Source organism: Pararhizobium capsulatum DSM 1112 (assembly GCF_030814475.1).
Classification (GTDB): domain Bacteria; phylum Pseudomonadota; class Alphaproteobacteria; order Rhizobiales; family Rhizobiaceae; genus Pararhizobium; species Pararhizobium capsulatum.
The window spans coordinates 3,923,238-3,944,259 of sequence record NZ_JAUSVF010000001.1 but is presented as its reverse complement, the minus strand read 5'-3'; the positions used below and the strand labels follow the sequence as shown (position 1 = coordinate 3,944,259).

General features: G+C 60.3%; 18 protein-coding genes and 2 pseudogenes. 11 read left to right on the top strand and 9 right to left on the bottom strand.

Annotated features, from left to right (window positions below; genetic code table 11):
• Positions 1–10: 10 nt before the first annotated feature.
• The gene (locus QO002_RS19005) at positions 11–1,033 is read right to left on the bottom strand and encodes a substrate-binding domain-containing protein (RefSeq protein WP_307233524.1); all 1,023 of its coding nucleotides are present in this window, start codon (positions 1,031–1,033) and stop codon (positions 11–13) included.
• A gap of 393 nt (positions 1,034–1,426) precedes the next feature.
• On the opposite strand from QO002_RS19005, the gene QO002_RS19000 reads away from it, so the two are divergent.
• Entirely contained in the window at positions 1,427–2,842 is a 1,416-nt protein-coding gene (locus QO002_RS19000) for an LLM class flavin-dependent oxidoreductase (RefSeq protein WP_307232495.1), read from the top strand.
• A gap of 114 nt (positions 2,843–2,956) precedes the next feature.
• Here QO002_RS19000 and QO002_RS18995 read toward each other — a convergent pair whose 3' ends face one another.
• Positions 2,957–3,988 carry an ABC transporter permease gene (locus QO002_RS18995; RefSeq protein WP_307232494.1) on the bottom strand — a complete coding sequence of 344 codons (1,032 nt, stop codon included), beginning with the start codon at positions 3,986–3,988 and terminating at the stop codon, positions 2,957–2,959.
• Positions 3,985–5,469, bottom strand: coding sequence for a sugar ABC transporter ATP-binding protein (locus QO002_RS18990; RefSeq protein ID WP_307232492.1), 1,485 nt, complete (start codon positions 5,467–5,469; stop codon positions 3,985–3,987). Before QO002_RS18990 ends, QO002_RS18995 begins: the two co-directional genes overlap by 4 nt.
• Before the next feature lie 531 nt (positions 5,470–6,000).
• On the opposite strand from QO002_RS18990, the pseudogene QO002_RS31135 reads away from it, so the two are divergent.
• Positions 6,001–6,782, top strand: a pseudogene (locus QO002_RS31135) (IS5 family transposase).
• Positions 6,783–6,937: 155 nt separating this feature from the next.
• On the top strand, positions 6,938–7,234 hold the full coding sequence (locus QO002_RS18975; protein WP_307232490.1) for an immunity 53 family protein: 297 nt from the start codon (positions 6,938–6,940) through the stop codon (positions 7,232–7,234).
• A 158-nt stretch (positions 7,235–7,392) separates the two neighbouring features.
• Here QO002_RS18975 and QO002_RS18970 read toward each other — a convergent pair whose 3' ends face one another.
• The gene (locus tag QO002_RS18970) at positions 7,393–8,772 is read right to left on the bottom strand and encodes a transposase (protein WP_307228781.1); all 1,380 of its coding nucleotides are present in this window, start codon (positions 8,770–8,772) and stop codon (positions 7,393–7,395) included.
• A 547-nt stretch (positions 8,773–9,319) separates the two neighbouring features.
• Here QO002_RS18970 and QO002_RS18965 point away from each other — a divergent pair.
• Positions 9,320–9,511 (top strand): hypothetical protein, encoded by a 192-nt coding sequence (locus tag QO002_RS18965; RefSeq protein ID WP_307232488.1) that lies wholly within the window; start codon positions 9,320–9,322, stop codon positions 9,509–9,511.
• 181 nt (positions 9,512–9,692) lie between these two features.
• Positions 9,693–10,862, top strand: a complete 1,170-nt coding sequence (gene ssuD, locus QO002_RS18960) for an FMNH2-dependent alkanesulfonate monooxygenase (protein WP_307232486.1) — start codon at positions 9,693–9,695, stop codon at positions 10,860–10,862.
• Positions 10,863–10,885: 23 nt separating this feature from the next.
• Here the strand turns inward: ssuD and QO002_RS18955 are convergent, their stop codons facing one another.
• Positions 10,886–12,343 (bottom strand): FAD/NAD(P)-binding protein, encoded by a 1,458-nt coding sequence (locus QO002_RS18955; protein WP_307232484.1) that lies wholly within the window; start codon positions 12,341–12,343, stop codon positions 10,886–10,888.
• 277 nt (positions 12,344–12,620) lie between these two features.
• Between QO002_RS18955 and tauA the strand changes: the two genes are divergently transcribed.
• From tauA to QO002_RS18940, 3 genes are all read left to right on the top strand, one after another.
• Positions 12,621–13,631 carry a taurine ABC transporter substrate-binding protein gene (gene tauA, locus QO002_RS18950; RefSeq protein WP_307232482.1) on the top strand — a complete coding sequence of 337 codons (1,011 nt, stop codon included), beginning with the start codon at positions 12,621–12,623 and terminating at the stop codon, positions 13,629–13,631.
• A gap of 71 nt (positions 13,632–13,702) precedes the next feature.
• Complete coding sequence (locus QO002_RS18945) at positions 13,703–14,512, top strand: ATP-binding cassette domain-containing protein (RefSeq protein WP_307232480.1); 810 nt, start codon at positions 13,703–13,705, stop codon at positions 14,510–14,512.
• The gene (locus QO002_RS18940) at positions 14,509–15,348 is read left to right on the top strand and encodes an ABC transporter permease subunit (protein ID WP_307232478.1); all 840 of its coding nucleotides are present in this window, start codon (positions 14,509–14,511) and stop codon (positions 15,346–15,348) included. The genes QO002_RS18945 and QO002_RS18940 overlap by 4 nt, the downstream gene beginning before the upstream one ends.
• A 64-nt stretch (positions 15,349–15,412) precedes the next feature.
• Here the strand turns inward: QO002_RS18940 and QO002_RS18935 are convergent, their stop codons facing one another.
• On the bottom strand, positions 15,413–16,042 hold the full coding sequence (locus QO002_RS18935; RefSeq protein ID WP_307232476.1) for an RBBP9/YdeN family alpha/beta hydrolase: 630 nt from the start codon (positions 16,040–16,042) through the stop codon (positions 15,413–15,415).
• A 325-nt stretch (positions 16,043–16,367) separates the two neighbouring features.
• Between QO002_RS18935 and QO002_RS18930 the strand changes: the two genes are divergently transcribed.
• Genes QO002_RS18930 through QO002_RS18920 form a run of 3 tightly spaced genes read left to right on the top strand, consistent with a single transcriptional unit; the run spans position 16,368 to position 18,949 of the window.
• The gene (locus QO002_RS18930) at positions 16,368–17,327 is read left to right on the top strand and encodes an aliphatic sulfonate ABC transporter substrate-binding protein (RefSeq protein ID WP_307232474.1); all 960 of its coding nucleotides are present in this window, start codon (positions 16,368–16,370) and stop codon (positions 17,325–17,327) included.
• Positions 17,328–17,335: 8 nt separating this feature from the next.
• On the top strand, positions 17,336–18,169 hold the full coding sequence (locus QO002_RS18925; protein ID WP_307232472.1) for an ABC transporter permease: 834 nt from the start codon (positions 17,336–17,338) through the stop codon (positions 18,167–18,169).
• A 3-nt stretch (positions 18,170–18,172) separates the two neighbouring features.
• On the top strand, positions 18,173–18,949 hold the full coding sequence (locus QO002_RS18920; protein WP_307232470.1) for an ABC transporter ATP-binding protein: 777 nt from the start codon (positions 18,173–18,175) through the stop codon (positions 18,947–18,949).
• 64 nt (positions 18,950–19,013) lie between these two features.
• On the opposite strand, the gene QO002_RS18915 is transcribed toward QO002_RS18920, so the two are convergent.
• The 3 genes and pseudogenes from QO002_RS18915 to QO002_RS18905 all read right to left on the bottom strand — a co-directional run bounded on the left by QO002_RS18915 (position 19,014) and on the right by QO002_RS18905 (position 20,969).
• The gene (locus QO002_RS18915; protein WP_307232468.1) at positions 19,014–19,847 is read right to left on the bottom strand and encodes a shikimate dehydrogenase family protein; all 834 of its coding nucleotides are present in this window, start codon (positions 19,845–19,847) and stop codon (positions 19,014–19,016) included.
• 140 nt (positions 19,848–19,987) lie between these two features.
• Positions 19,988–20,185: pseudogene (locus tag QO002_RS18910) on the bottom strand (gfo/Idh/MocA family oxidoreductase); the annotation flags it as partial.
• A 55-nt stretch (positions 20,186–20,240) separates the two neighbouring features.
• On the bottom strand, positions 20,241–20,969 hold the full coding sequence (locus tag QO002_RS18905; RefSeq protein WP_370878560.1) for an amino acid ABC transporter ATP-binding protein: 729 nt from the start codon (positions 20,967–20,969) through the stop codon (positions 20,241–20,243).
• Between the last annotated feature and the right edge of the window lie 53 nt (positions 20,970–21,022).

Genomic DNA, 21,022 nt, shown 5'->3' with positions numbered 1-21,022 from the left:
GTCAGGCAGGTCAGAACAGTTTTGCCGGGATCCAGTCGGCGGTCACCGCGTCGCTGTCGTTGAAGGCCGGCACCTTGGCGGCGAGTTCCTCGATCGTCTTGACGCCGGCTTCGCGCAGCGCCGCCTGGGTCAGCAGTGCGGGTTTGACGAGGATTTGCGCAGGCACATCCTGACCGGCGATTTTCAGCGCCGCGGCACGGATCGACACGGCGCCGACAACGGCCGGGTTGGTGGCGACGGTCGCAACCCACGGGCTGCCTTCCTCGGTGATTTCCTGGATATCGGCGGTGGAAACGTCGGCCGAATAGATCTTCAGCTTGTCGGCAATGCCAAGATCGGCGGCGGCAAGCTTCACGCCACGGGCGAACTCGTCATAGGGCGCGAAGATGACTGATATATCCGGGTTTGCCGTCAGCACGGCCTTGGCCTGATCGGCGGTGCTGGTCGCGGTCGTGTCGTTGACGGCACCGAAGCGGGCCTTTTCGACGACGCCCTTGTTCTCGGCCTTGAATTTGTCCCAGACCTCGTTGCGGCGATCGAGCGGCGCAAAGCCGGCGACATAGACATAGCCGGCATTGAACGACGTGCCGTTGTCCTTCGCCACCTGTTCCAGTGCGAGGCGGGAGAGCTCGTGGTCGCTCTGCTCGACCTGCGGGATGGCCGGGTTGTTGAGGTTCACGTCAAAGGCGACAACCTTGATGCCCGCATCAAGTGCCTGTTGGGCGACGTCGGTCAGCGATTCCGGCTGGCCATGGTCGATGACGATGCCCTGCACGCCGAGATTGATCGCCTGCTGGATCTGGTCGCGCTGCTCGGCGGCATTCTGGCGGCCGGGGAAAACGCGCAGGTCGATGCCGAGCGCCTTGGCCTGCGCTTCCGCGCCGGCCTGATAGGCCTGGAAGAAATCGCCTGCTGAAATGAAGGAGATCAGCGCCACCTTGACGTCGCCCTTGTCGAAGGGGGCCGGGGCTCCGGCAATGCCGTCGGCCTGCGCGACGCTGAGGAGGGTGAAAGTGGCCACCGTTGCGGCCATGAAAGTCTTGATCGCCTGTCGCATATGCTGTGCTCCCTGAAATGCCGATCGAGAGCATCGCTCTGCGGATCGGTCCCCGCTTCCGATGATGCGGCTTGGGAATAGAATAAAATCTATAAAATTTATTGATAACTATGGTCTTCCAATCTACGGCATGGAGTTGAGAATATTTTGCTGCCGGTCTCTGGAACCGCGCGAAAAGTGGTCCTGCGAAATCTCTGCAGCGCGATTGGCGTCTCCGGACGCGGGGACGCTTCAGAGTCCGTCAACGCAAAACTCTTCCGCTATATAGTATACAAAAATGATAGAATTTCTGTATCCGCTCCCGCGAGCCGCTATCTTCGGTTTCCATCGGCGTCTTCCTGGCGCCCCTTCAGGAATCCGGAGATATCCATGGCCCGCCAAATCCGCTTCAACGCCTTCGACATGAACTGTGTCGGCCACCAGTCGCCGGGTCTCTGGGCCCATCCGCGCGACAAGTCGTGGAAATACAAGGATCTGGATTACTGGCAGGATCTCGCCCGCACGCTGGAGCAGGGGATATTCGACGGCATCTTCATTGCCGATGTCATCGGCTATTACGACGTCTACAAGGGCTCGAACTATCACGCGATTCATCAGGCGGCGCAGATCCCGGTCAACGATCCGCTGCAGCTCGCAGCCCCCATTGCACTTGCTACCAAGCATCTCGGCATCGGCATCACGGCCTCCACCTCATTCGAGCATCCCTATACCTTCGCCCGCAGGCTCGCGACCGCCGATCATCACACCAAGGGTCGCGTCGGGTGGAACATCGTCACCTCCTATCTCGAAAGCGGTGCCAAGAATGTCGGGCAGGGCGGCTTGCGCGGCCACGACAACCGCTACGAGGTCGCGAGCGAATATGTCGAGGTGCTCTACAAGCTGTTCGAGGGCAGCTGGGAAGAGGGTGCGGTGCTGCGCGACCGCGAAAACCGCATCTTCACAGATCCCTCCAAGGTTCACGAGATCGCCCACAAGGGCAAGTATTTCGACGTGCCGGGCTATCACCTGAGCGAGCCGTCGCCGCAGCGCACGCCGGTTCTCTATCAGGCCGGGGCATCCGGTCCGGGCAAGACCTTCGCCGCCGGCCATGCCGAATGCATCTTCGTCGCCGCCCCGACGAAATCGGTGCTAAAGGGCTATGTCGCCGAAATCCGCGAGCGCATCGCCGCTGCTGGCCGCGATCCGAAGAAGGTGTTCATCTACACGCTCGTCACCATCATCACCGACGAGACGGAAGAGAAGGCGCAGGCGAAGTTCGAGGAATACAAGCGTTACGTTTCCTATGACGGCTCGCTGACCTTCATGTCCGGCTGGAGCGGCATCGATTTCGGGCAATATGCGCCAACCGATGTGGTGGAGCGGATCGAAACCAACGCCATCCATTCCTTCGTCGAGCACATTGCCGGCGGCGACAAGTCCTGGACGATCGACGAACTGGCGCAATTCGGCGGTATCGGCGGCATGGGTCCGGTCTTCGTCGGCGCGCCGGAGCGTATTGCAGATATCCTGCAGGAATGGGTCGAGGACACCGATGTCGATGGCTTCAACATCGCCTATGCGGTGACGCCTGACAGCTTCGAGGATGTTGTCGGCCATATCGTGCCGGAGCTGCAGAAGCGCGGCGCCTATCCGACAGCCTATAAGCCGGGCACGCTGCGCGAAAAGCTGTTCGGGGATGGACCCTATCTGCCGAAGAGCCATCCCGCGGATGGCTATCGGGATATCGAGGCTGTCAAACGGCGCGAGGCGGAGCAGGCGCCAACCCTGAAATCGGTGAATGGGTGAGGTGGCCGGCGGTCGTCACCGGAAAAATCCCGCCACCCGCTCTCCCTGCCGCCTGGCGGGGAGACGCTGCCCGAAAGGGCGGGCTGCTCCTTTCCGACAATCAACGCGCAGATATCAGGACCGCCCACGCGCGACCCCGTAGGTGAGCGCTAAGGCCCCGACGAGCACTGCCCCCTTGACAAAATCCTGGGTGTAGTAGGGCGCATTCAGCATCGTCAGCCCGTTGAGCAGCACGCCGACGAAGACGGCACCGACGATCGTGCCGAAGACATTGGGGCGGCGCAGGCCAAGCACCGCAAAGCCAATGAGAGCAGCGGCAACGGCATCCATCAGCAGCGAACCGCCGGAAGACACATCGCCGCGCCCCACGCGGGCGGCAACCACGATGCCGCCAACGGAGGCCAGCGTGCCTGATATCACATAGGCAAGCGTCTTCAGCCGGTTGGTCGGCCCGCCGGCAAGACGGGTCGCGAGCTCATTGCCGCCGGTCGCAAACAGCAGGCGGCCGATGCGGGTTCGCTCCGTCAGAACGAACAGCGCGATGGCGACGATGGCCATGAGAATGACGGGCAGCGGCACCACGCCGAACACACTGGAGCGGCCGATGGCGAGAAACAGCGGATCGTACTTGCCGGTTGCCGTCGCGCCATCGGGCAGGATCAGGCCCGGCGAGATGGAACGGCCGGCGGTCGGAATGAGCTGCAGGCCCGTCAGCAGGAACATCATGGCGAGCGTCGCCAGCAGGTCTGGCACCTTGAGGCGAACGATCAGCAGGGCGTTGAGAAGGCCGATGCCGGCGCCGAGAAACACCACCAGCACGACGGTCGCGCCCGCGCCAAAACCCCAGACAATCATGAAATAGCTTGCGGCCATCACACTGGATGCCGCGACCGCGCCGATCGACAGGTCGAAACCGCCAACGGCAAGCGTCACCGTGACACCGGCGCCGAGGATGGCAACAACGGAAACCGCCTGCAGGATGCTCATCAGGTTGTTGAGGTTGATGAAGGCCGGCTGGGCGATGGCAAAGCCGATCATCATGGCGGCGAGCAGGATGAACACCGCGCCGGACCGCAGGATTTCGCGAAGACCATCGCCGGTGTTTCCGACTGTTGCTGCGGGAGCATTTTCGTGTGCGGTCGTCATCGGGCGAGTTCCCTGTTGTCGTGGCTGGCGCCGGCGTCACGGCGGTCTGGAAGGAGCGTTTGGTGGTCCATGACGACAACGCGGTCGGCGACTTCGATGGCTTCCTCGGGGTCGGAAGTGGCGATCAGGGTGGCACGGTCGCTGCGGCTGCGGATGGCGGTGATGATGTCATGGCGAGCGCCGACATCGACGCCCTGGAAAGGCTCGTCGAGCAGCAGCAGCTTGCCGGGCTCCGCTTCCCAACGGGCAAGCACCACCTTCTGCTGGTTGCCACCTGAAAGCGTCCAGACGGACGCATTGGGACCGGAAGCGTGGATGCCGAGCCGGTTGATCGCTGCCTCCGCTTTTTCTCGCTCCTGCCGCGGCCGGATCAGACCGCCCGGATACCAGCGGTGAAGGTGCGGCAGGCTGATGGTCGCAGCAATGGATTCGCCGGGCCAGCCGGCAGGCATGAGCGAGGAGCGGTGCCGGTCCTCGCCGGCCATGGCGACACCTGCATCCACCGCGCGCCGCGGATTTGCCGGCACATAGGGCCGGCCCTCCAGCCGCATCTCACCGGCAGCAAGCTTGCCGTTTCCAAAGATCGCCGAGAGCAACCGGCTCTTGCCGGCGCCGAGAACGCCGGTGATCGCCACCACCTCGCCACGATGGAGGGTGAGGTCGAACGGATCGCTGCCGGGAAGAAGCCGGATGCCGGAGAGTTCCAGCACGGGGTCTCCGGTGAGGGCGCGGGCATCCGGCCGGGCGGAGGCAAGCGGCCTGCCGATCATCGTCTCGATCGCGGCATCGAAGTTCACCGGCCGCTTGAAGGTTTCAACGAGCCGGCCACCCCGTAACACCGCAACACGATCCGCGAGCGCTTCGAGGTCGGCGGTGCGATGGGAAATATAGAGAATGGCGATGCCACGCTTCTTCAGGTCGAGCAGCGTTGCGTAGAGGCGCCGGGATTCAGTGGCCGAAAGGCTCGCAGTCGGCTCGTCGAGGATCAGCAGCTCGGCCTTGTTGGCGAGCCCGCGGGCAATCGCCACAAGCTGCCTCTCGGCGGCGGAAAGATCGGCAAAATCGCGATCGACAGGCAGGTCGAAGCCCGCTTCCCGCAGCATGGCCTGCGCCTCGCGCCGAATACGGCCGCGGGAAACGAAGAAGGGCTGCCTGGGATCGACAAAGCGGTTGAGCAACAACGCATCGGCCACCGTCAGGCCGGGAATGCCGACGAGATCGGTCGATTGGTGCACCGTGACAATGCCGGCCGCCGTCGCCTCGGCCGGTGTTGCCGGGGCAAAGGATTGCCCCTTGAAAGTAAGGCTGCCGCTCTCTGCCAGCAGGACACCGGAGATGATCTTGACGAAGGTTGATTTGCCCGCGCCGTTGGCGCCCATCAGCGCAACTATCTCGCCGGGGTCAATCGAAAAGCTGAAATCGGCAAGCGCCCGCGTCGATCCAAAGGACCGGGAAAGCGCTTGCGCTTGAAGAAGGGGCATCGGTATCCACCAGACTTGGAATGAGCCCTATCTGGCAGGGAGCACGGCCGGTCTGCAAGGATGCGCTTTGCGTCGGGGATGGATGAAAAAGAAAATTATTCCAGTGAGTTAGGCGTGTTGTGGCGCTGTTGCATTACGCTTTTTTCAGAAGATTTCGCTAAAAATAAATAAATACATGGATTTAGAGGATTTCAGGTCTCGCAAAAAGCGATGCCGAATCCTCCTGCACTCAATTCAGCCAACGGAATTGGAAGGGGCCGTCTCGGCAGCTTTGCGCCCAATTGCGGTCACGACAGCAGTGGACTAAAACAGCAACTTTTCCGGGGGAGTAGATGTACGAGATTGCAAAAACCGACGGAAGTTTCACAAGAATAAGGAAAGTCCGCTGGAAGATAATAATAACTATTGTAAAAATAGTTTTTAGAACTGAGGAAAGATTCATATTTTTTCTAAAATCTCTAGGTCCTGTTGACAAAGTGGGTTTGCAAATCACCTGAAGCATGATTCAACGCTGTCTTTTAGGAGGCTGCTTTGGCTCGTGGCGATCTTTCGGATGTCGAATGGCGGATTATTGAAGGGCTTTTGCCTGCGGAGCGCGGACGAAAATCCCGTCCTGCCCATGATAATCGGCGCTTTCTAAACGGGATGCTGCACGTTCTGCGCGTCGGATGCCCTTGGCGGGATATGCACGAACGATACGGCAAATGGAATTCGGTCTATGTCCGTTTCCGGCGATGGGCTGAGCACGGCGTTTGGGATGCCCTTCTGGAAACATTGGTCGGCCTTGGCCTGACTGACGACTGGCAGCACATGATCGATAGCACCACAGTTCGCGGCCATTCGCAGGCAGCGGGCGCTAAAGGGGGACTCATAAGGAGGCTTTTGGTCGATCACGCGGCGGCTTTACGACAAAAATCCATGCCAGAGCGGACGGTCAGGGACGCCCTCTTGGCTTTATCCTGACGGGTGGCGAGACCTCGGACTACAATGCCGTTCCGGCTCTGTTGGCCATGCCAGTCAACAAGCCCAGGCTATTCCTGGCAGATAAGGGGTATGACGGCGACTCTATCCGGGAAGAGCTTTTGATGCGCGGCATCCGTCCCGTTATTCCGCCAAAAGCGAACCGGAAGAACCCGCCTGCCTGTGACTACCGAGCATACAAGGATCGCAATCGTATCGAGCGGATGTTTAATCGTCTCAAGCAGTTTCGCAGGATCGCCACCAGATACGATAAGACCAGAGCTTCCTTTGAAGCCTTCCTCGCGTTGGCTGCCGCAAAGATTTGGCTACCCTACTTTGTCAACAGAACCTAATATATCAGGGCCAACCTCGGTTGAAATGGAATCGTTCATGACCGCTTTGCGCCCAGAAGCGTACAGTGCAATTTCGTTGCGACTGTCCATTTCTCGGTATAGCAAGGACTTACCGGTCGGGGCCACTGATCGTGTCGGGGCCTATGGTGAAGAATGTGGACGCACTAGATTTCTTGGTCTCTTGGTACAACGCACAATGTAACGGCGATTGGGAGCATGACTTCGGCTTCGAGATCGGCACCCTCGATAATCCTGGGTTTACGTTAAAAGTCGATCTCAAAGGATCGGCTCTCGACGGAAAGACGTTAGACCGAATTTCCCATAGTCTTGAGGCCGAGCAGGATTGGTGGGCGTGTTGGACAGAGGACAATTCCTTTCGCGGTGTTGGCGGCCCTGAAAATCTGCGCTCGCTTCTTGAGGCATTTCGGGATTGGGTGAGAAGCCTCTCGTAGCCGATTATCATGCCGCGTACCCGGATGGCCGCTTTGGGCCCGATATCGTTGAAAAACTCGACGGATTATCCGCTCACACGCCCTTTTCGGTCTTTTGGGCGGTGCACTATGCTGCGATCTGCCTACGCCTTAGCGCAGGGTATCGGTCGATGCCGCCCTCAAGCGGCGATGGCACCGCATGGCGGCATCTGAGGCCTGAGTTTGGCCAGCCTCCTCAGGTTCTGTGCGGTTGCGGCAAGCAGGAATTCGTCTCTCGCACCACACGGCCCTCGAAGCCTTAAACGTGCCATCCGTAGTATGCGCTTGAGGTGAGCGAAGAGCATTTCGACCTTCTTTCGACGATGCCGTGACTGCTCATACTCCGGTGTCTTGGCAATCGCTCGGGCGACATCGCGTGCATCCTCATTGAGATCGCGCGGTACTTTGCGCATAGGCATGTTCGGGCAGCATCGAGGCTTCAGTTCACACTGATCACAGTCCTTCTTGCTGGCACGATAAAGCCGGGTTCCCTCGGCCGTGATCCCCGATCTGGGTGGGTCGTAAGTGCGGTGGAATTGTTTCAGCTCCTTTCCGGCAGGGCAAAGGTATTGCTCCTTCTCGGCTTCCCAGGTGAAGTCGGAACGCGAGAAGGTGCCATCCGTCCGCTTCGACTTGTCGAAGACCGGAATGTGCGGCGCGATCTCCTTCTCGTTGACCAACCAGGCGAGGTTGTCGGCAGAACCGTAGGCACTGTCGGCCGCGAGGTAATCGGGCCGCAAGCCGAAGCGGTTCTCGGTCCTGCCGAGCATTGTGCGGGATGCACCGACCTCCGCCTGGCGGATCGCCCGTGTCGCCTCCACATCCAGAATGACGCCGTGGTCTGTATCGATCAGATAGTTGGTCGCATAGGCGAAGAAGGCGTGGCCTTTGTGGGCACCGGTCCATTGGGCGGCCGGATCAGACGAGGAGATGAACTTCGGCGTGACCGGCGAGGCAGCGCCGAAAGCAGCATCATCGAGAACAGCCAGATATTCCTGTACCGAGCGTCCCGCATCTTCTTTGGCTTCCCATTCCGATCCTGGTACCGAGCGCTGCTTGTTTGCATCCGCCGCGATCAAGCTGGCATCGACTGCAAATCCTTCCGTACCAACCAACCCTTGAGAGAGGCAGCGCTCCACTACCGTTTCGAACATATGCCGCAGGATGTCGCTTTGCCGGAACCGGCCATGGCGGTTCTTCGAGAAGCTTGAGTGATCAGGGACCTTGCCGTCCAGACCGAGGCGGCAGAACCAGCGATAGGCGAGATTGAGGTGGACCTCTTCGCAAAGCCGTCGCTCCGAGCGAATGCCCATGGAATAGCCGATGATCAGCATTCGCATCATAAGCTCGGGATCAATCGAGGGGCGACCCGTGGCGCTGTAGAAAGGCTTCAAGTGCGCTCGTACGCTGTCGAGTTCGAGATGGCGGTCGATCCCGCGCAGCATGTGGTCGGCAGGAACGTGATCATCAAGGCAGAAGTCGTAGAAGAGCTGCGCTGGAGCTGTCTGGCATCCCATCATCACTCAATCCCCCGCAAATCAATGCGACGATTGAATCATGACATCCCAATGCCGACAACGGTTAGTTTTTCAACAGTATCGGCCCAATAGCGGTTATTCTGCAGCCGTATCGGCAATCTCTTATATCCATCCTCCCCCCAAATCCCCGCCCCATTCCCCCGTGGCACACTCCTCCCGTCCTGCCATCGGATACACCGGAAAGCGTTGCCGGCGAGGTGGGGCCGGTGCCCTTGGCCTGGGTTTGAAACGCAGGCGCGGCCAAGGGGGCTTGCAGAAAATGGTTTCCCTCTCGCTTGAAAGAGAGCGGGGCGTGCCTGTGAGGCACACAAGCAGACGGCTGGTGGCGCAAATGCCTCCTGACTTCGGTCCCACCGCAAGGGGTACCGTCTTTGCAGAGGAACCGGAGTTGCAGGTAAAAACCACCGAGACGGGGCACATCGCGTGTCATCTATTACTTACCAATCAGGCACCCGATGTGCCCCGGCCGATCCCGCCGCCGCTTTCAAAGCGAAAGGGATGATGAAAACTTAAGCCACGGGCGGAAAAGATGCCGCGTGAACGCTTTCCGCTGTCCAGCCAAACGGAGCCAACCATGACGACAGAGGATTTCACCGAATACGAAAGACGGCTTGCCGCCGATCACGCGCGGCTATGGAAGGCAATTGCGGTGCGCGCTATGCGGTGTACACGCCGCAAAAGCCCGATTGAAAAGAAAACGATGACAGAAATCCACGCATAGGCGGCTCCATGGAAAAATATTCCTTACTGAAATTATAGAAAATTCTATTCTTCTTCCGAAATGCCCGTTTGGCTGACGCCTGCGGTGGGAGGGGCTGCCGGGGACGATTGTTTTCCCCCTGGCGCGTATCCCGCTGCGGGAGCAGTCCTTCGGGCACAGCTTCGTTCAAAAGGATCTTTCCATGGCCGCCACTGACAAGCCGCTCGATTTCCTCTGGTTCATCCCCTCGTCGGGGGACGGAGCCTATCTCGGTTCCGACGATCTCAGCCGTCCTGTGGACCCCGGTTATTTCCGCGAGATCGCCACGGCCGTCGATCGGCTTGGATATTCGGGCGTGCTGATCCCGACCGGTGTTGCCTGCGAGGAATCCTTCGTGCTGGCGGCCGATCTTGCCGCGCGCACCGAACAGCTGAAATTCCTTGTGGCCGTCCGTCCGGGCACGGCGTCGCCTGCCTATTATGCCCGGCTTGCCTCAACCCTCGACCGTGTGTCCAATGGCCGGCTTCTCCTGAATATCGTCGTGGGCGGCAGCGCCCAGGAACTGGCGGGTGACGGCGTCTTCCTCGGGCATGATGAGCGTTACGATCATGCCGACGAGTTCTTCAAAGTGTTCAACGAGCTTCTGGAAACCGGCAAATCCACGCTCGATGGAAAGTTCATCAAGGCGATCGATGCGCGGCTTGGTCTTCCGCCGGTGCAGCAACCGCGGCCACCGCTCTATTTCGGCGGCTCTTCCGATGCCGCAATCGATTTTTGCGGCGGCATGATCGAAAAATACCTCACATGGGGCGAACCGCCGGCACAGGTTGCCGAAAAGGTGGAACGCGTGCGCAAGTCCGCCGCAGCCAAGGGGCGTGAGGTCTCCTTCGGCATCCGCCTGCATTTCATCGTCCGCGAGACCGATGATGAGGCCTGGGAAGCGGCAGACCGGCTGATCTCCAAGCTTTCGGACGAAGCGATCGAAGCCGCTCAGGCCGTTTTTGCCAAAGCATCGGATTCCGTCGGGCAGGCGCGCATGGTGGCGTTGCACAATGGCCGTCGCGACAAGCTTGAAGTTTCTCCCAATCTCTGGGCCGGCATCGGTCTCGTGCGCACCGGGGCCGGAACGGCGCTTGTCGGATCCCCGAAAACGGTGGCGGCGCGGCTTCGCGAATATCAGGAGATCGGCATCGATACGGTAATCGCCTCCGGTTATCCGCATCTGGAAGAGGCCTATCGCGTCTCCGAGCTGCTGTTCCCGGAAATCGGCCTCGGCGGTCCGCGCAACCAGATCCGCTCGTCCTTCGGCGAGCGGCAGGTCTTCGGTGGCGGCGGCCATGGCGGCAACGTCAAGCTCGCATCGGCTTCTTGAGGCGGCGATAGGCGGGCCGCAGCCTATGGAAGAGCGGCCTGCTTTTTGAATGCCGCTGGTTTCACCGGATCTCCGGTGGGACCAGCGGACAGAATGTCGGCCACCTGCTGCGCCACAAGCACCGCATGCTCGGTGACTTGCGGAAGCCCCATGAGTTCGCCAACCGTGCCGCGGGCCAGCGGCCCGGCAATGAACAGCGTCTCGAGATGCTCTCCCTGTGCGGTCACCGCCCGCGCAGTGCGGTCGTTCAGGATTCCGAGACCTGTCGGGCAGAGGGTCAGCAGACCATTTTCGGCCAGCCCGGAGAGGAATGGCTGGGATTGCAGGATGCTTCCGTGGCCGGGGCCGGTGGTCACAACCACGGCATCGACAACAAGCGGCATGGGTTCCGTCGCGTGCCGCTTGCGCAGGAGCAGGTGAAAGCCATCATCGCCCTGCTTGGCGGAGAGGACGGAGGCGGCGAGGATCGACAGGCTGCCGTCCTCGACAGCCTCATCGAGCGCGTGTTCCACCTGGGGCGCAATCCTGAAGCGGTGGACATCCCAGAACGGCCGCAGATGACGCACGATCCGTCGCCGCTCTGCAACCGGCAGGCCTGCCCAGATCGTTTGGGCCTGACTTCTCACGGTATCGAGAACGGCATGCCAGGTGAAGCCGGCCCGTACGGCAGCAGCAATTTGCTGGCGCACCCGATGGAGAAGATGGGAGGCTGTCGGCGAGGGGTGATCAAGGAAGTCGCCGAAAGGGTCCTGGACGGATTTTGAATGACCACGCGAACGCAGGCCGCGGCGCGAGATGGCGGTAATGGCGCCGCGGTGACCACGCCTGCGAAGGGCGGCGATGACGTCGGCTGCGGTCAACCCGTTGCCGACTACAAGCACCCGATCTGAAGGTTCGATCGGAGCAAGCGCATCCGGTCTCGTTGCATCGCCAATCAGCTTTGGGTGGCTCGCAATGGCCCGCAAGGAACGCGGCAGGGAGGGAGAGGGGTGGCTGACGGCGACAACAAGGATATCGACTTCGGTCGTCTGGCCATCCTGTGGCTGCACGATCCAACGCCCGGCGTCGCGCGCAATCTCCGAAACAGTGGTGCGTCTGTGTTCCACGATGCCCGAGGAGAGCAGGGGGGCAAGCTGGGCTGCCACATATCGGCCGAATATTGCGCGTCGCGGGAAAGGAGTGCCGTCTGCAGAAAAGGCTTCGGGATCGTCGACGAGTGCGTCCGTCTTCTCAAGCCAGCGTGTGAAGCTTTCGGGGTCGTCCGGGTAAGCGCTCATCCTGCCGGCGGGCACGTTGATGCGATGAACAGGCTCCGCTGTATCATAGGCGAGGCCTGCGCCCAGCCGTTCCCTCGGTTCGAAAACGACGATCTTGGGTGGCTTACGCTTACCAAACGTATTTGCGAGATGCAATGCGACCGTGGCGCCGGTAAAACCGCCTCCGACAATGCCGACGACGGGAACGCTTTTTTGAAACGGCATGCTCGAACTCCTGAACGGACCGATGTCCGTATTCCGGTGAACCTAAACCAAGCGAGGCGAGAGTGAAAAAGAGGTCATTCTATAGATTTAATCATATGTGGATTTTTTTACACCCTTGAACTCGCTTCCAGACGCATATCGATCCTCACGATTGCAAGAGGCGGGAGAAAACTAAGTGCCAAAATGTACCGAAATTGAGTTGGCTTTTCCTCTACTAATTCTATTGACTATGAGAATTTAGGGGAACTCGGCATCGCCGTTTATGAGAGAGGACCCCATGACCAAAATCACGCGACGCACTTTTGCGGCTCTTGCTGCTGCAACAATCGTTTCCACAGTCAGCTTTTCGACGGCTTTCGCTGACGATGTCACCTTGAACATCGGCTACCAGCCAATCGTCGAGCCCTCGCGCGTTCCGCAGGCAGACGGCACCTATGAGAAGGTTACCGGCGCCAAGATCAACTGGCAGAAGTTCGACGGCGGCGCCGATGTCATTGCGGCGATCGCATCCGGCTCGCTGGATATCGGTTATGTCGGTTCCTCGCCGCTCGCCGCGGCCGCAAGCCGCCAATTGCCGATCGAGACGATTGCGCTGGTCGGCCTGATCAGCGAAGCCGAGGCGCTTGCCGTGCGTGACATTGCCAAGCCGGAAGATCTGGCTGGCAAGAAGATCGCCACCCCCTTCGTCTCCACCGCCCACTACAGCCTGCTGACGGCCCTGAAGCACTGGAACATCGACCCGAAGTCGGTCGAAATTCTCAACCTGCGGCCACCGGAAATCGCAGCCGCCTGGCAGCGCGGCGATATCGACGGTGCCTATGTGTGGGATCCGGTTCTCGCCGAGCTCAAGAAGAGCGGCACGGTGCTTGCCACTTCCGCCGACGTGGCGAGCTGGGGCGGCCCGACCTTCGATGCCTGGATTGTCAGCAAGACTTTTGCTGAAGCGCATCCGGATGTGGTTGCAGCCTTCGTCAAGGTAACGGGCGATGCAACGGCAGCCTACCGCGCCAAGCCGGAAAGCTGGGATGCCAAGTCGCCGGAAGCTGAAAAGATTGCCCGCCTGACCGGCGCCAAGCAGGAAGAAGTGCCGGCGCTGCTGAAGGGCTACATCTTCCCGACGCTCGAAGAGCAGGCCGGTGCCGATCTTCTCGGCGGCGGAACGGTGAAGGCCGTGGCTGAAACGTCGGCGTTCCTGAAGGAGCAGGGCAAGATCCCCGCCATCCTCGACGACTACAAGCCCTACGTCTCAACCCGTTGGGTCGAAGAAGCTGCCAAGCTTTCCTTCTGACCCGACCTGCACCTGATATCCGAGCGCGACGCAGCCGCAAGCTGCGTCGCGCCTCTTCATGAGAGGCCAAGATGACACGCAGCACGCTTACCTTCACCAAGACCAGTCTGTCCTATCCGTCGCGTGAGCGGAAAGGGCTGCCGCAGCAGGTTCTGGATTCCATCAATTTCTCGGTGTCCAGCGGCGAGTTCGTGGTGATCATCGGCCGCTCGGGTTCGGGCAAGACGAGCCTGCTCAACCTCGCCGCGGGTTTCCAGGTGCCGACCGAGGGCGGCGTCCTGCTCGATGGCGCGCGTATCGTCGGGCCCGGTGCAGAACGTGCCGTCGTCTTCCAGGACGATGCGCTTTATCCCTGGTTCAATGCGCGGGACAACGTGGCCTTTCCGCTGAAGCTTCGGGGGCTTTCAAAAGCAGAACGGCGTGCACGAGCCGATGCGTTGCTTGCGCTTGTCGCTCTTTCCCATGCCGCCGATCGCCGTATCTGGGAGCTTTCCGGTGGTATGCGGCAGCGCGTCGGGATCGCGCGGGCACTGGCATCCGAACCGAGTTTCCTGCTTCTCGACGAGCCGCTGGGTGCCCTCGACGCCCTGACCCGCACCAAGATGCAGGGCTTCCTTCTCGATATTTGGAAGAAGAGTGGCGCAGGCGCGCTGCTTATCACCCACAGCATTGACGAGGCGCTGCTGCTTGCCACCCGCATCATCGTGCTTTCGCCAAATCCAGGGCGGATCGCCGCAACGTTCGAGACTGGTTTCGGGGCCGAATTGCTTGCCGGTGCCAAGCCAGAGACCCTTCGCGCGACGCCGCTTTTCAAGAGCATCCACGAACAGCTGACGGATCTCATCCACACGCTTTCGCCAGAGGAGGAGCTTGCCGCATGACCATCGTTGCCGAGCCATCCCTGAAAATTCCTGACGATGTGGAGCAGGCAGTGCCTGCCGTGCGTCGTCGCCAGATACCCGTGGCGGTGATTTCTACGCTGACGGTGCTCGGGCTGCTTGTCGTCTGGTATCTCGCTGCCGCCGCCGAGCTGGTTTCACCGATTTTCCTGCCTTCCCCCGTTGTTGTCGGAGCATCACTCTGGACGTTGATAACGGAGGGCTTTGTCGATTCCACGCTTGCGCAACATGCCGCGGCAAGTCTGGGGCGTGTGCTTGCGGCATTGGTCGTTTCGGTTGCGATCGGCATTCCCGCCGGTCTGCTGATCGCAACCAGCAGGATCGGGCGCGGCATTCTTGATCCGGTGGTGGAATTTCTGCGGCCGCTACCGCCGCTGGCTTACTTGCCGCTGATCATCATCTGGATCGGGATTGGGGAGGCATCGAAGGTTACGGTCATCGCCCTTTCCATGCTGCCCTCGATCATCATCGCGACGGCGGCCGGGGTGCGGGCGGTGCCGAAGGACCACATCAATGCCGCACGCTCCTTCGGTGCTTCCCGTATTCAGGTTCTGCTGCATGTCATTCTTCCGTCCTCCGTGCCTTCCATCCTCACCGGAACGCGCATTGCGCTCGGCACCGGCTGGTCGACGCTCGTCGCCGCCGAATTGGTGGCGGCAACGCGAGGGCTTGGCTTCATGATACAGTCTGCGGCGCAGTTCCTGGTGACCGACGTCGTCATCGCCGGCATCATTGTCATTGCGGTTATTGCCATCTTGCTCGAGGTGCTTGCCCGCTTGCTGGAGCGGTGGATTGCTCCCTGGGCGCGGGCCAACTGAAACGCGACATTGGGGTTCGCTGATGCCTTCGGCCGGCGAGATTCGGCCGGAGACTGCTCGTTTCTCAGGAATATGCAGCTTGCGTCGATGGTCTCAGCGATCTCCGCTCGGTTGCTGCGGCGATCGTTGTTTTCTTGATGTTGGTCTGCAGCAGCCGAAGTAGGTCATAGCCCTGCGGCCAGCGACCGAAGCGGCTGCGAATGTTGATGTGACCGGCGTGGCCAAGGTCGATCAACTCGCTTCCCCAAGCCTGCGCAACGCGTTGGGTCATGTTGAAATCCATATAGGGATCATTGAGGCTGCCGACGACGAGGCTCGGAAACGGCAGACGTTTCAATGGCATTGCGCCGAAATTCACGGCGCAGGGGTGCAGTTCCTCGACGACGGAGAGATCGCAGGGCGCGACCAGCAGCGCGCCTTTGATCCGCGATGCCAGCGGGCTATCTGCGAGATTGGCCGCGAGAATGCAGCCGAGACTATGGGCAACGAGCCATACGCTGCGAACTTCGGTCAGGGATGCCTGGAGACGGGCGCGCCAATCGTCGAGATCGGGGCAGATCCAGTTGTCCTGCTCGACGCCACGGGCATTTGCGTGATCGCGCAGCCAGTGCCATTGCCAATGTCCCTCGCCGGATCCATTCAAGCCCGGCAGGACCAATGTGTCTATCGATACTCTACAACCCTCTTCCGCCATGTGTCTCACTTTCCCATCACGGACGCCCATCACGGACGATGGAGGAAGTATGCCGCAGCCCAGCCGCGCCGCTAAGGAATGGTGGCCTATTCTATATAAAATTCGTAGAATATCCTTATCCACGCCGATGCAAGGCGTGGTGGTCTGTGTGCTGACATGCCGTGGTGGGTATCGCGCTCGCGACGCGTGGATGCGCGCCATGCGCCAGCGCACGCTACGTAATTTCCCACTATATCAACAAAATTGGTAGATTATTTCTCAAGATTACCCCTCGTTGCCGTTACCTTGATGGCCAATGGAATATTCAAACTCAAGGGGAACGATCATGAACCTTATTCGTAGCGCAGTCCTCGGACTTGCGGCGTCGCTCGGCCTCGGCTTCGGCGCCCACGCAGCTGATCTTTCGGAAATCCGCATCGACTGGGCGACCTATAATCCCGTCAGCGTGCTCCTGAAAAAGGAGGGGTTGCTGGAAAAGGAATTCGAGAAGGACGGCATCAAGGTCACCTGGGTTCAATCTGCCGGTTCCAACAAGGCACTCGAATTCCTCAACGCGGAGTCGATCGATTTCGGTTCGACCGCGGGAGCGGCTGCGCTGATCGCCCGCGTCAACGGCAATCCGATCAAATCCATCTATGTCTATTCGCGACCGGAATGGACGGCGCTGGTAACCCGCGCCGACACGGGCATTGCCAAGGTCGAGGATCTGAAGGGCAAGAAGATCGCCGTCACGCGTGGAACCGATCCGCATATCTTCCTGATACGGGCGCTCGCAGATGCAGGACTGACCGAGAAGGATGTCAGCATCGTGCTTCTGCAGCATGCTGATGGAAAGCTTGCGCTTCTGCGGGGCGATGTCGATGCCTGGGCAGGCCTCGATCCGCTGATGGCCTCCGCTGAGCTCGAAGGCGATGCAAAACTCTTCTTCCGTAAACCGGAAAACAACAGCTGGGGCGTGCTGAACACCACCGAGACGTTTGCCAATGAACACCCGGATATCGTCACTCGCGTGATTGCGACATATGAGGCCGCCCGCGCCGAGGCAATCGCCGATCCGGCCGCCCTGAAGGCAGCGCTGGTCGAGGCTGCGAAGCTTCCGGAGCCAGTCATCGAAAAGCAGCTTGAGCGGACAGATCTTTCCCAGCCGGTCATCGGCGACAAGCAGCGCGAAACCATCCTCGCTGCCGGTCTAGCGCTTCAGCAGGCTGGCGTGCTGCCGGCCGATGCCGATATCGCCAAGACCGTTTCAGATCTGATCGACACGCGTTTTGCGGTTACTCAATAGGATAGGACATGGCCGACGTGGTGGAAGAGAGGCTCGCCTTGCAGGCGAGCTATTCCGATAAGGTCCGGCAGAGGCTGCCCCTTGCGAGGATCGGGCTATCGGTGGTTTTTCCGCTGGGTATTCTGCTCCTGTGGGAGGCTGCGGCCACCGTCGGGCTGATCAACGGTCGCCTTGTTCCGCCGCCATCGCGCGTCATCGCCACGCTCTCAAGCCTCGCCGCCACTGGCGAGCTTGCCTTGCATATCTGGACGACGACCCTTCGTGTTGCGCTGGGCTTCGTCTTCGGGGCTGCGGCAGCAACGGTTATCGGCGCGGTTGTCGGATATTTTGCGACGGTTCGCCGGCTGGTAGATCCAACGCTGCAGGCGTTGCGGGCGATCCCGTCCATTGCCTGGGTGCCGCTATTCATTCTTTGGTTCGGGATATTCGAGGCTTCCAAGATCATGCTGATTGCGGTCGGCGTCTTCTTTCCCGTCTATCTCGGCGTGGTTGGCGCCTTGCTGGGTGTCGATCGCAAGATCGTCGAGGTGGGACGCATTTTCCGTCTGTCCGGCTTCGATCTCGTCCGCCGTATCCTGCTGCCCGCCGTTCTGCCGACCTTCGTGCTGTCTCTGCGCGCCGGTCTCGGCCTTGGCTGGATGTTTGTCGTTGCGGCGGAGTTCATGGGGGCGTCGGAGGGATTGGGCTATCTGCTGGTCGATGGCCAGCAGCTCGGCAAGCCCGATCAGGTCATGGCGGCCATCCTTGTCTTCGCTGTTGTCGGCAAGCTGACCGACAGTATGCTCGTGGCTGTGACTGCGCCGCTTCTGCGGTGGCAGGACAACTTTCGCCGGGAGCGCTGATTCATGCTGGACCTCAGGGACCTCACCAAGATTTACCCCAACGGCCAGCATGCTCTGGAGCGTTTTTCGCTGTCGGTTCCGCATGGCGAGATCACCGCAGTCATCGGCGGGTCGGGTTGCGGAAAGAGCACGCTTCTGCGCCTGGTCAGCGGGCTGGAAACGCCCACCAGGGGAAAGGTCAGTATCGACGGCGAGACGGTTATCGAGCCGCATCCTCGCATCAACATGATTTTCCAGGAACCGCGCCTGCTGCCATGGCTGACCGTGGCCGGGAACGTCGGTTTCGGACTTGCAGATCTCGACCGGACGGCCCGTGATGAGATCGTCGCAAGTGGCCTTGCCCGTGTCGGGCTCTCCGACTATGCGGAGCGCTGGCCGAAGGAGCTTTCCGGCGGGCAGGCGCAGCGTGTCGCGATTGCCCGCGCGCTGGTGGTCAATCCGGAAGTGCTTCTGCTCGATGAGCCCTTCTCAGCGCTGGATGCCTTCACCCGCGCCGATCTTCAGGATCATCTCCTGGATATCTGGGCGGCGTCGAAACCGACCATGATCATCGTTACGCATGATATCGACGAAGCCCTGTTCCTCGCGCGGCGCATTGTGATCATGCAGCCTTCGCCCGGCCGCATCATGCAGGTGCTCGACATCGACCTTCCCGAACGTCCCGATCGGCATAGCCCAGCCTTTGGCGATATCCGTCAGCATCTTCGTCAGCTATTGCATCGTTCGCTGGGGAAATTGCCCTCGGTGAACGGTTCTGCATTGAAATCCGTTCAAGGATAGAATGAAGCCTTCCGCCGGTATGCTTTCGACGAGTTTCGCAGGATAAGGCAAAGACTGGCAGATTTTATTTGCCGATCCTTGCGACTGCTCGCAACTCATCCGCTGTCGTGGTCGGAAAATCGAAGAATTCGAGATAAGCGGGGATCTGTTCGAACAGCATGTCGGTCCCGACCTGAAATGCGCATCCCCGGGCACGCACGGCCTTCAGAAACGGCGTTATCTCTTCCGTCATGACGACTTCACCGACGAATGTGGACGGGGAAATGCGTTCGGCGTCGATCGGGAGGGGATCGCCACGACGCATTCCAAGAGGTGTTGCGTTGACGACGATGTCAAATCCGGAAGGGTCGGTGGAGCCGGTGGTGACGTGCAGGTCCGGATAGAATTTCGTCAGCCGTTCGAGCAGTGCGGTGGCGGTTACCTCGTTTGCGTCGAAGATCGCCAGGCGATCCACGCCTGCCTTCGCCAGCGAGGCCGCAATCGCCGAGCCGACCCCACCGGCGCCGACAACGAGCGCATGGGCTCCGGTCACTTTCCTACCCTTTCGCAGGACCCCGCGAACAAAACCCTCACCATCAAACATATCCCCGATCAGTCTCCCATCGGGAGCGAGGCGGACAGCATTGCAGGAACCCGCGACCTTGGCGTTGGTCGATGCCTCATCAAGGAGTGCCATCGTCGATATCTTGTGGGGCATCGTGACGAGCGCGCCGTGTATGTTGGACAGGCGGAAGAGAGACTTCAGGAACGCCGGATACTCTTCCGGCTTGCAGCCCATGGGTACGACAACGGCATCGATTTCGTGCTTCTCGAAATAGGGGTTGTAGATCAGCGGCGCCTTGAAGGATTCCGTGGGGTAGCCGAGATGGGCAATGAGTTTGGTCGTGCCGGTGATCATTTGCTGGACTTTCTGGAGATCGGGAGAGGCACAGATGTCGAAAGGCGAACCGTTTGCTCTGTCCGCGCTGATGTCTTGATGGCTTCGATGACCCGCAGGGTGGCGAGACCTTGCTGCCCAATCGCCGGGAGCCTTACATCGCCGTCAGGCCTGTCTCCGGCTGCCATCTTCGAGAAGTTTCGATACCACGGGATGCCTGCGCGTTCGACAAAGTCGCGACCGGCCACGGAAGGGGCGACGCCTGCCGAGGGCTTAGTTGCCGGTTCACTGAGAATACGCTCTGCATGGTGCCTGCCGATAAGGCCTGCTCCCATGACTGCAATCTTTAGCGGCTTCATTGGCCGGCTCCCGGAATTTTGCGACTATGCGGCGACGTCGGGTCGCGCAGATCGCTTACCTATGCAGAATTTCTCCGAGGAATTTTCGGGTTCGCTCATGTTGCGGATTCGTGAAGAATTCGGCGGGCGGCGCTTCCTCGACAATTGCACCGCTGGCCATGAAGATCACGCGGTCTGCCACTTGGCGGGCAAAGCCCATCTCGTGGGTAACGCAGATCATCGTCATGCCCTCTTCGGCGAGACCCATCATCGTATCGAGAACTTCCTTGACCATTTCCGGGTCCAGAGCCGAGGTCGGCTCGTCGAACAGCATCACTTTCGGGCGCATGCACAGCGCGCGGGCGATCGCGACACGCTGCTGCTGGCCGCCCGAGAGCTGGGCCGGATACTTCTCCGCCTGCTCCAGGATCTTGACCCGATCAAGCAGTCCGCGTGCCCGCTCCTGTGCCTCGGCCTTGCCGATGCCCAGCGCCCGCATGGGCGCGAGCATGCAGTTCTCGATCACGGTCAGATGCGGAAACAGATTAAACTGCTGGAAGACCATGCCAACCTCTCGGCGGATGGCATCAATGATTTTTGCCTGGTTGTTGAGAAGGATGCCGCCAACGCGGATTTCGCCTTTGTTGTAGCTCTCCAGGTGATTGATGCATCGGATGAGCGTCGACTTGCCGCTGCCGGAAGGGCCGCACAGGACAATCCGCTCGCCCTTGCGGACCGACATGTTGATGTCGTGGAGGGCTTGAAAGGCGCCATACCACTTTTCCACCCGCTCCATGGTGATCATCGTCTCTGCGCCGATGGCAGTTGTCAGGTTGGTCATAGGCAAGGCTCCACGGG

What these genes read in the sequence shown, in the direction of transcription:
- QO002_RS19005 (WP_307233524.1), bottom strand. Translation starts at nt 1,033, where the DNA reads ATGGCCGCAACGGTGGCCACTTTCACCCTCCTCAGCGTCGCGCAGGCC.
- QO002_RS19000 (WP_307232495.1), top strand. Translation starts at nt 1,427, where the DNA reads ATGGCCCGCCAAATCCGCTTCAACGCCTTCGACATGAACTGTGTCGGC.
- QO002_RS18995 (WP_307232494.1), bottom strand. Translation starts at nt 3,988, where the DNA reads ATGACGACCGCACACGAAAATGCTCCCGCAGCAACAGTCGGAAACACC.
- QO002_RS18990 (WP_307232492.1), bottom strand. Translation starts at nt 5,469, where the DNA reads ATGCCCCTTCTTCAAGCGCAAGCGCTTTCCCGGTCCTTTGGATCGACG.
- QO002_RS18970 (WP_307228781.1), bottom strand. Translation starts at nt 8,772, where the DNA reads ATGATGGGATGCCAGACAGCTCCAGCGCAGCTCTTCTACGACTTCTGC.
- QO002_RS18965 (WP_307232488.1), top strand. Translation starts at nt 9,320, where the DNA reads ATGCCGCGTGAACGCTTTCCGCTGTCCAGCCAAACGGAGCCAACCATG.
- ssuD (WP_307232486.1), top strand. Translation starts at nt 9,693, where the DNA reads ATGGCCGCCACTGACAAGCCGCTCGATTTCCTCTGGTTCATCCCCTCG.
- QO002_RS18955 (WP_307232484.1), bottom strand. Translation starts at nt 12,343, where the DNA reads ATGCCGTTTCAAAAAAGCGTTCCCGTCGTCGGCATTGTCGGAGGCGGT.
- tauA (WP_307232482.1), top strand. Translation starts at nt 12,621, where the DNA reads ATGACCAAAATCACGCGACGCACTTTTGCGGCTCTTGCTGCTGCAACA.
- QO002_RS18945 (WP_307232480.1), top strand. Translation starts at nt 13,703, where the DNA reads ATGACACGCAGCACGCTTACCTTCACCAAGACCAGTCTGTCCTATCCG.
- QO002_RS18940 (WP_307232478.1), top strand. Translation starts at nt 14,509, where the DNA reads ATGACCATCGTTGCCGAGCCATCCCTGAAAATTCCTGACGATGTGGAG.
- QO002_RS18935 (WP_307232476.1), bottom strand. Translation starts at nt 16,042, where the DNA reads ATGGCGGAAGAGGGTTGTAGAGTATCGATAGACACATTGGTCCTGCCG.
- QO002_RS18930 (WP_307232474.1), top strand. Translation starts at nt 16,368, where the DNA reads ATGAACCTTATTCGTAGCGCAGTCCTCGGACTTGCGGCGTCGCTCGGC.
- QO002_RS18925 (WP_307232472.1), top strand. Translation starts at nt 17,336, where the DNA reads ATGGCCGACGTGGTGGAAGAGAGGCTCGCCTTGCAGGCGAGCTATTCC.
- QO002_RS18920 (WP_307232470.1), top strand. Translation starts at nt 18,173, where the DNA reads ATGCTGGACCTCAGGGACCTCACCAAGATTTACCCCAACGGCCAGCAT.
- QO002_RS18915 (WP_307232468.1), bottom strand. Translation starts at nt 19,847, where the DNA reads ATGATCACCGGCACGACCAAACTCATTGCCCATCTCGGCTACCCCACG.
- QO002_RS18905 (WP_370878560.1), bottom strand. Translation starts at nt 20,969, where the DNA reads ATGATCACCATGGAGCGGGTGGAAAAGTGGTATGGCGCCTTTCAAGCC.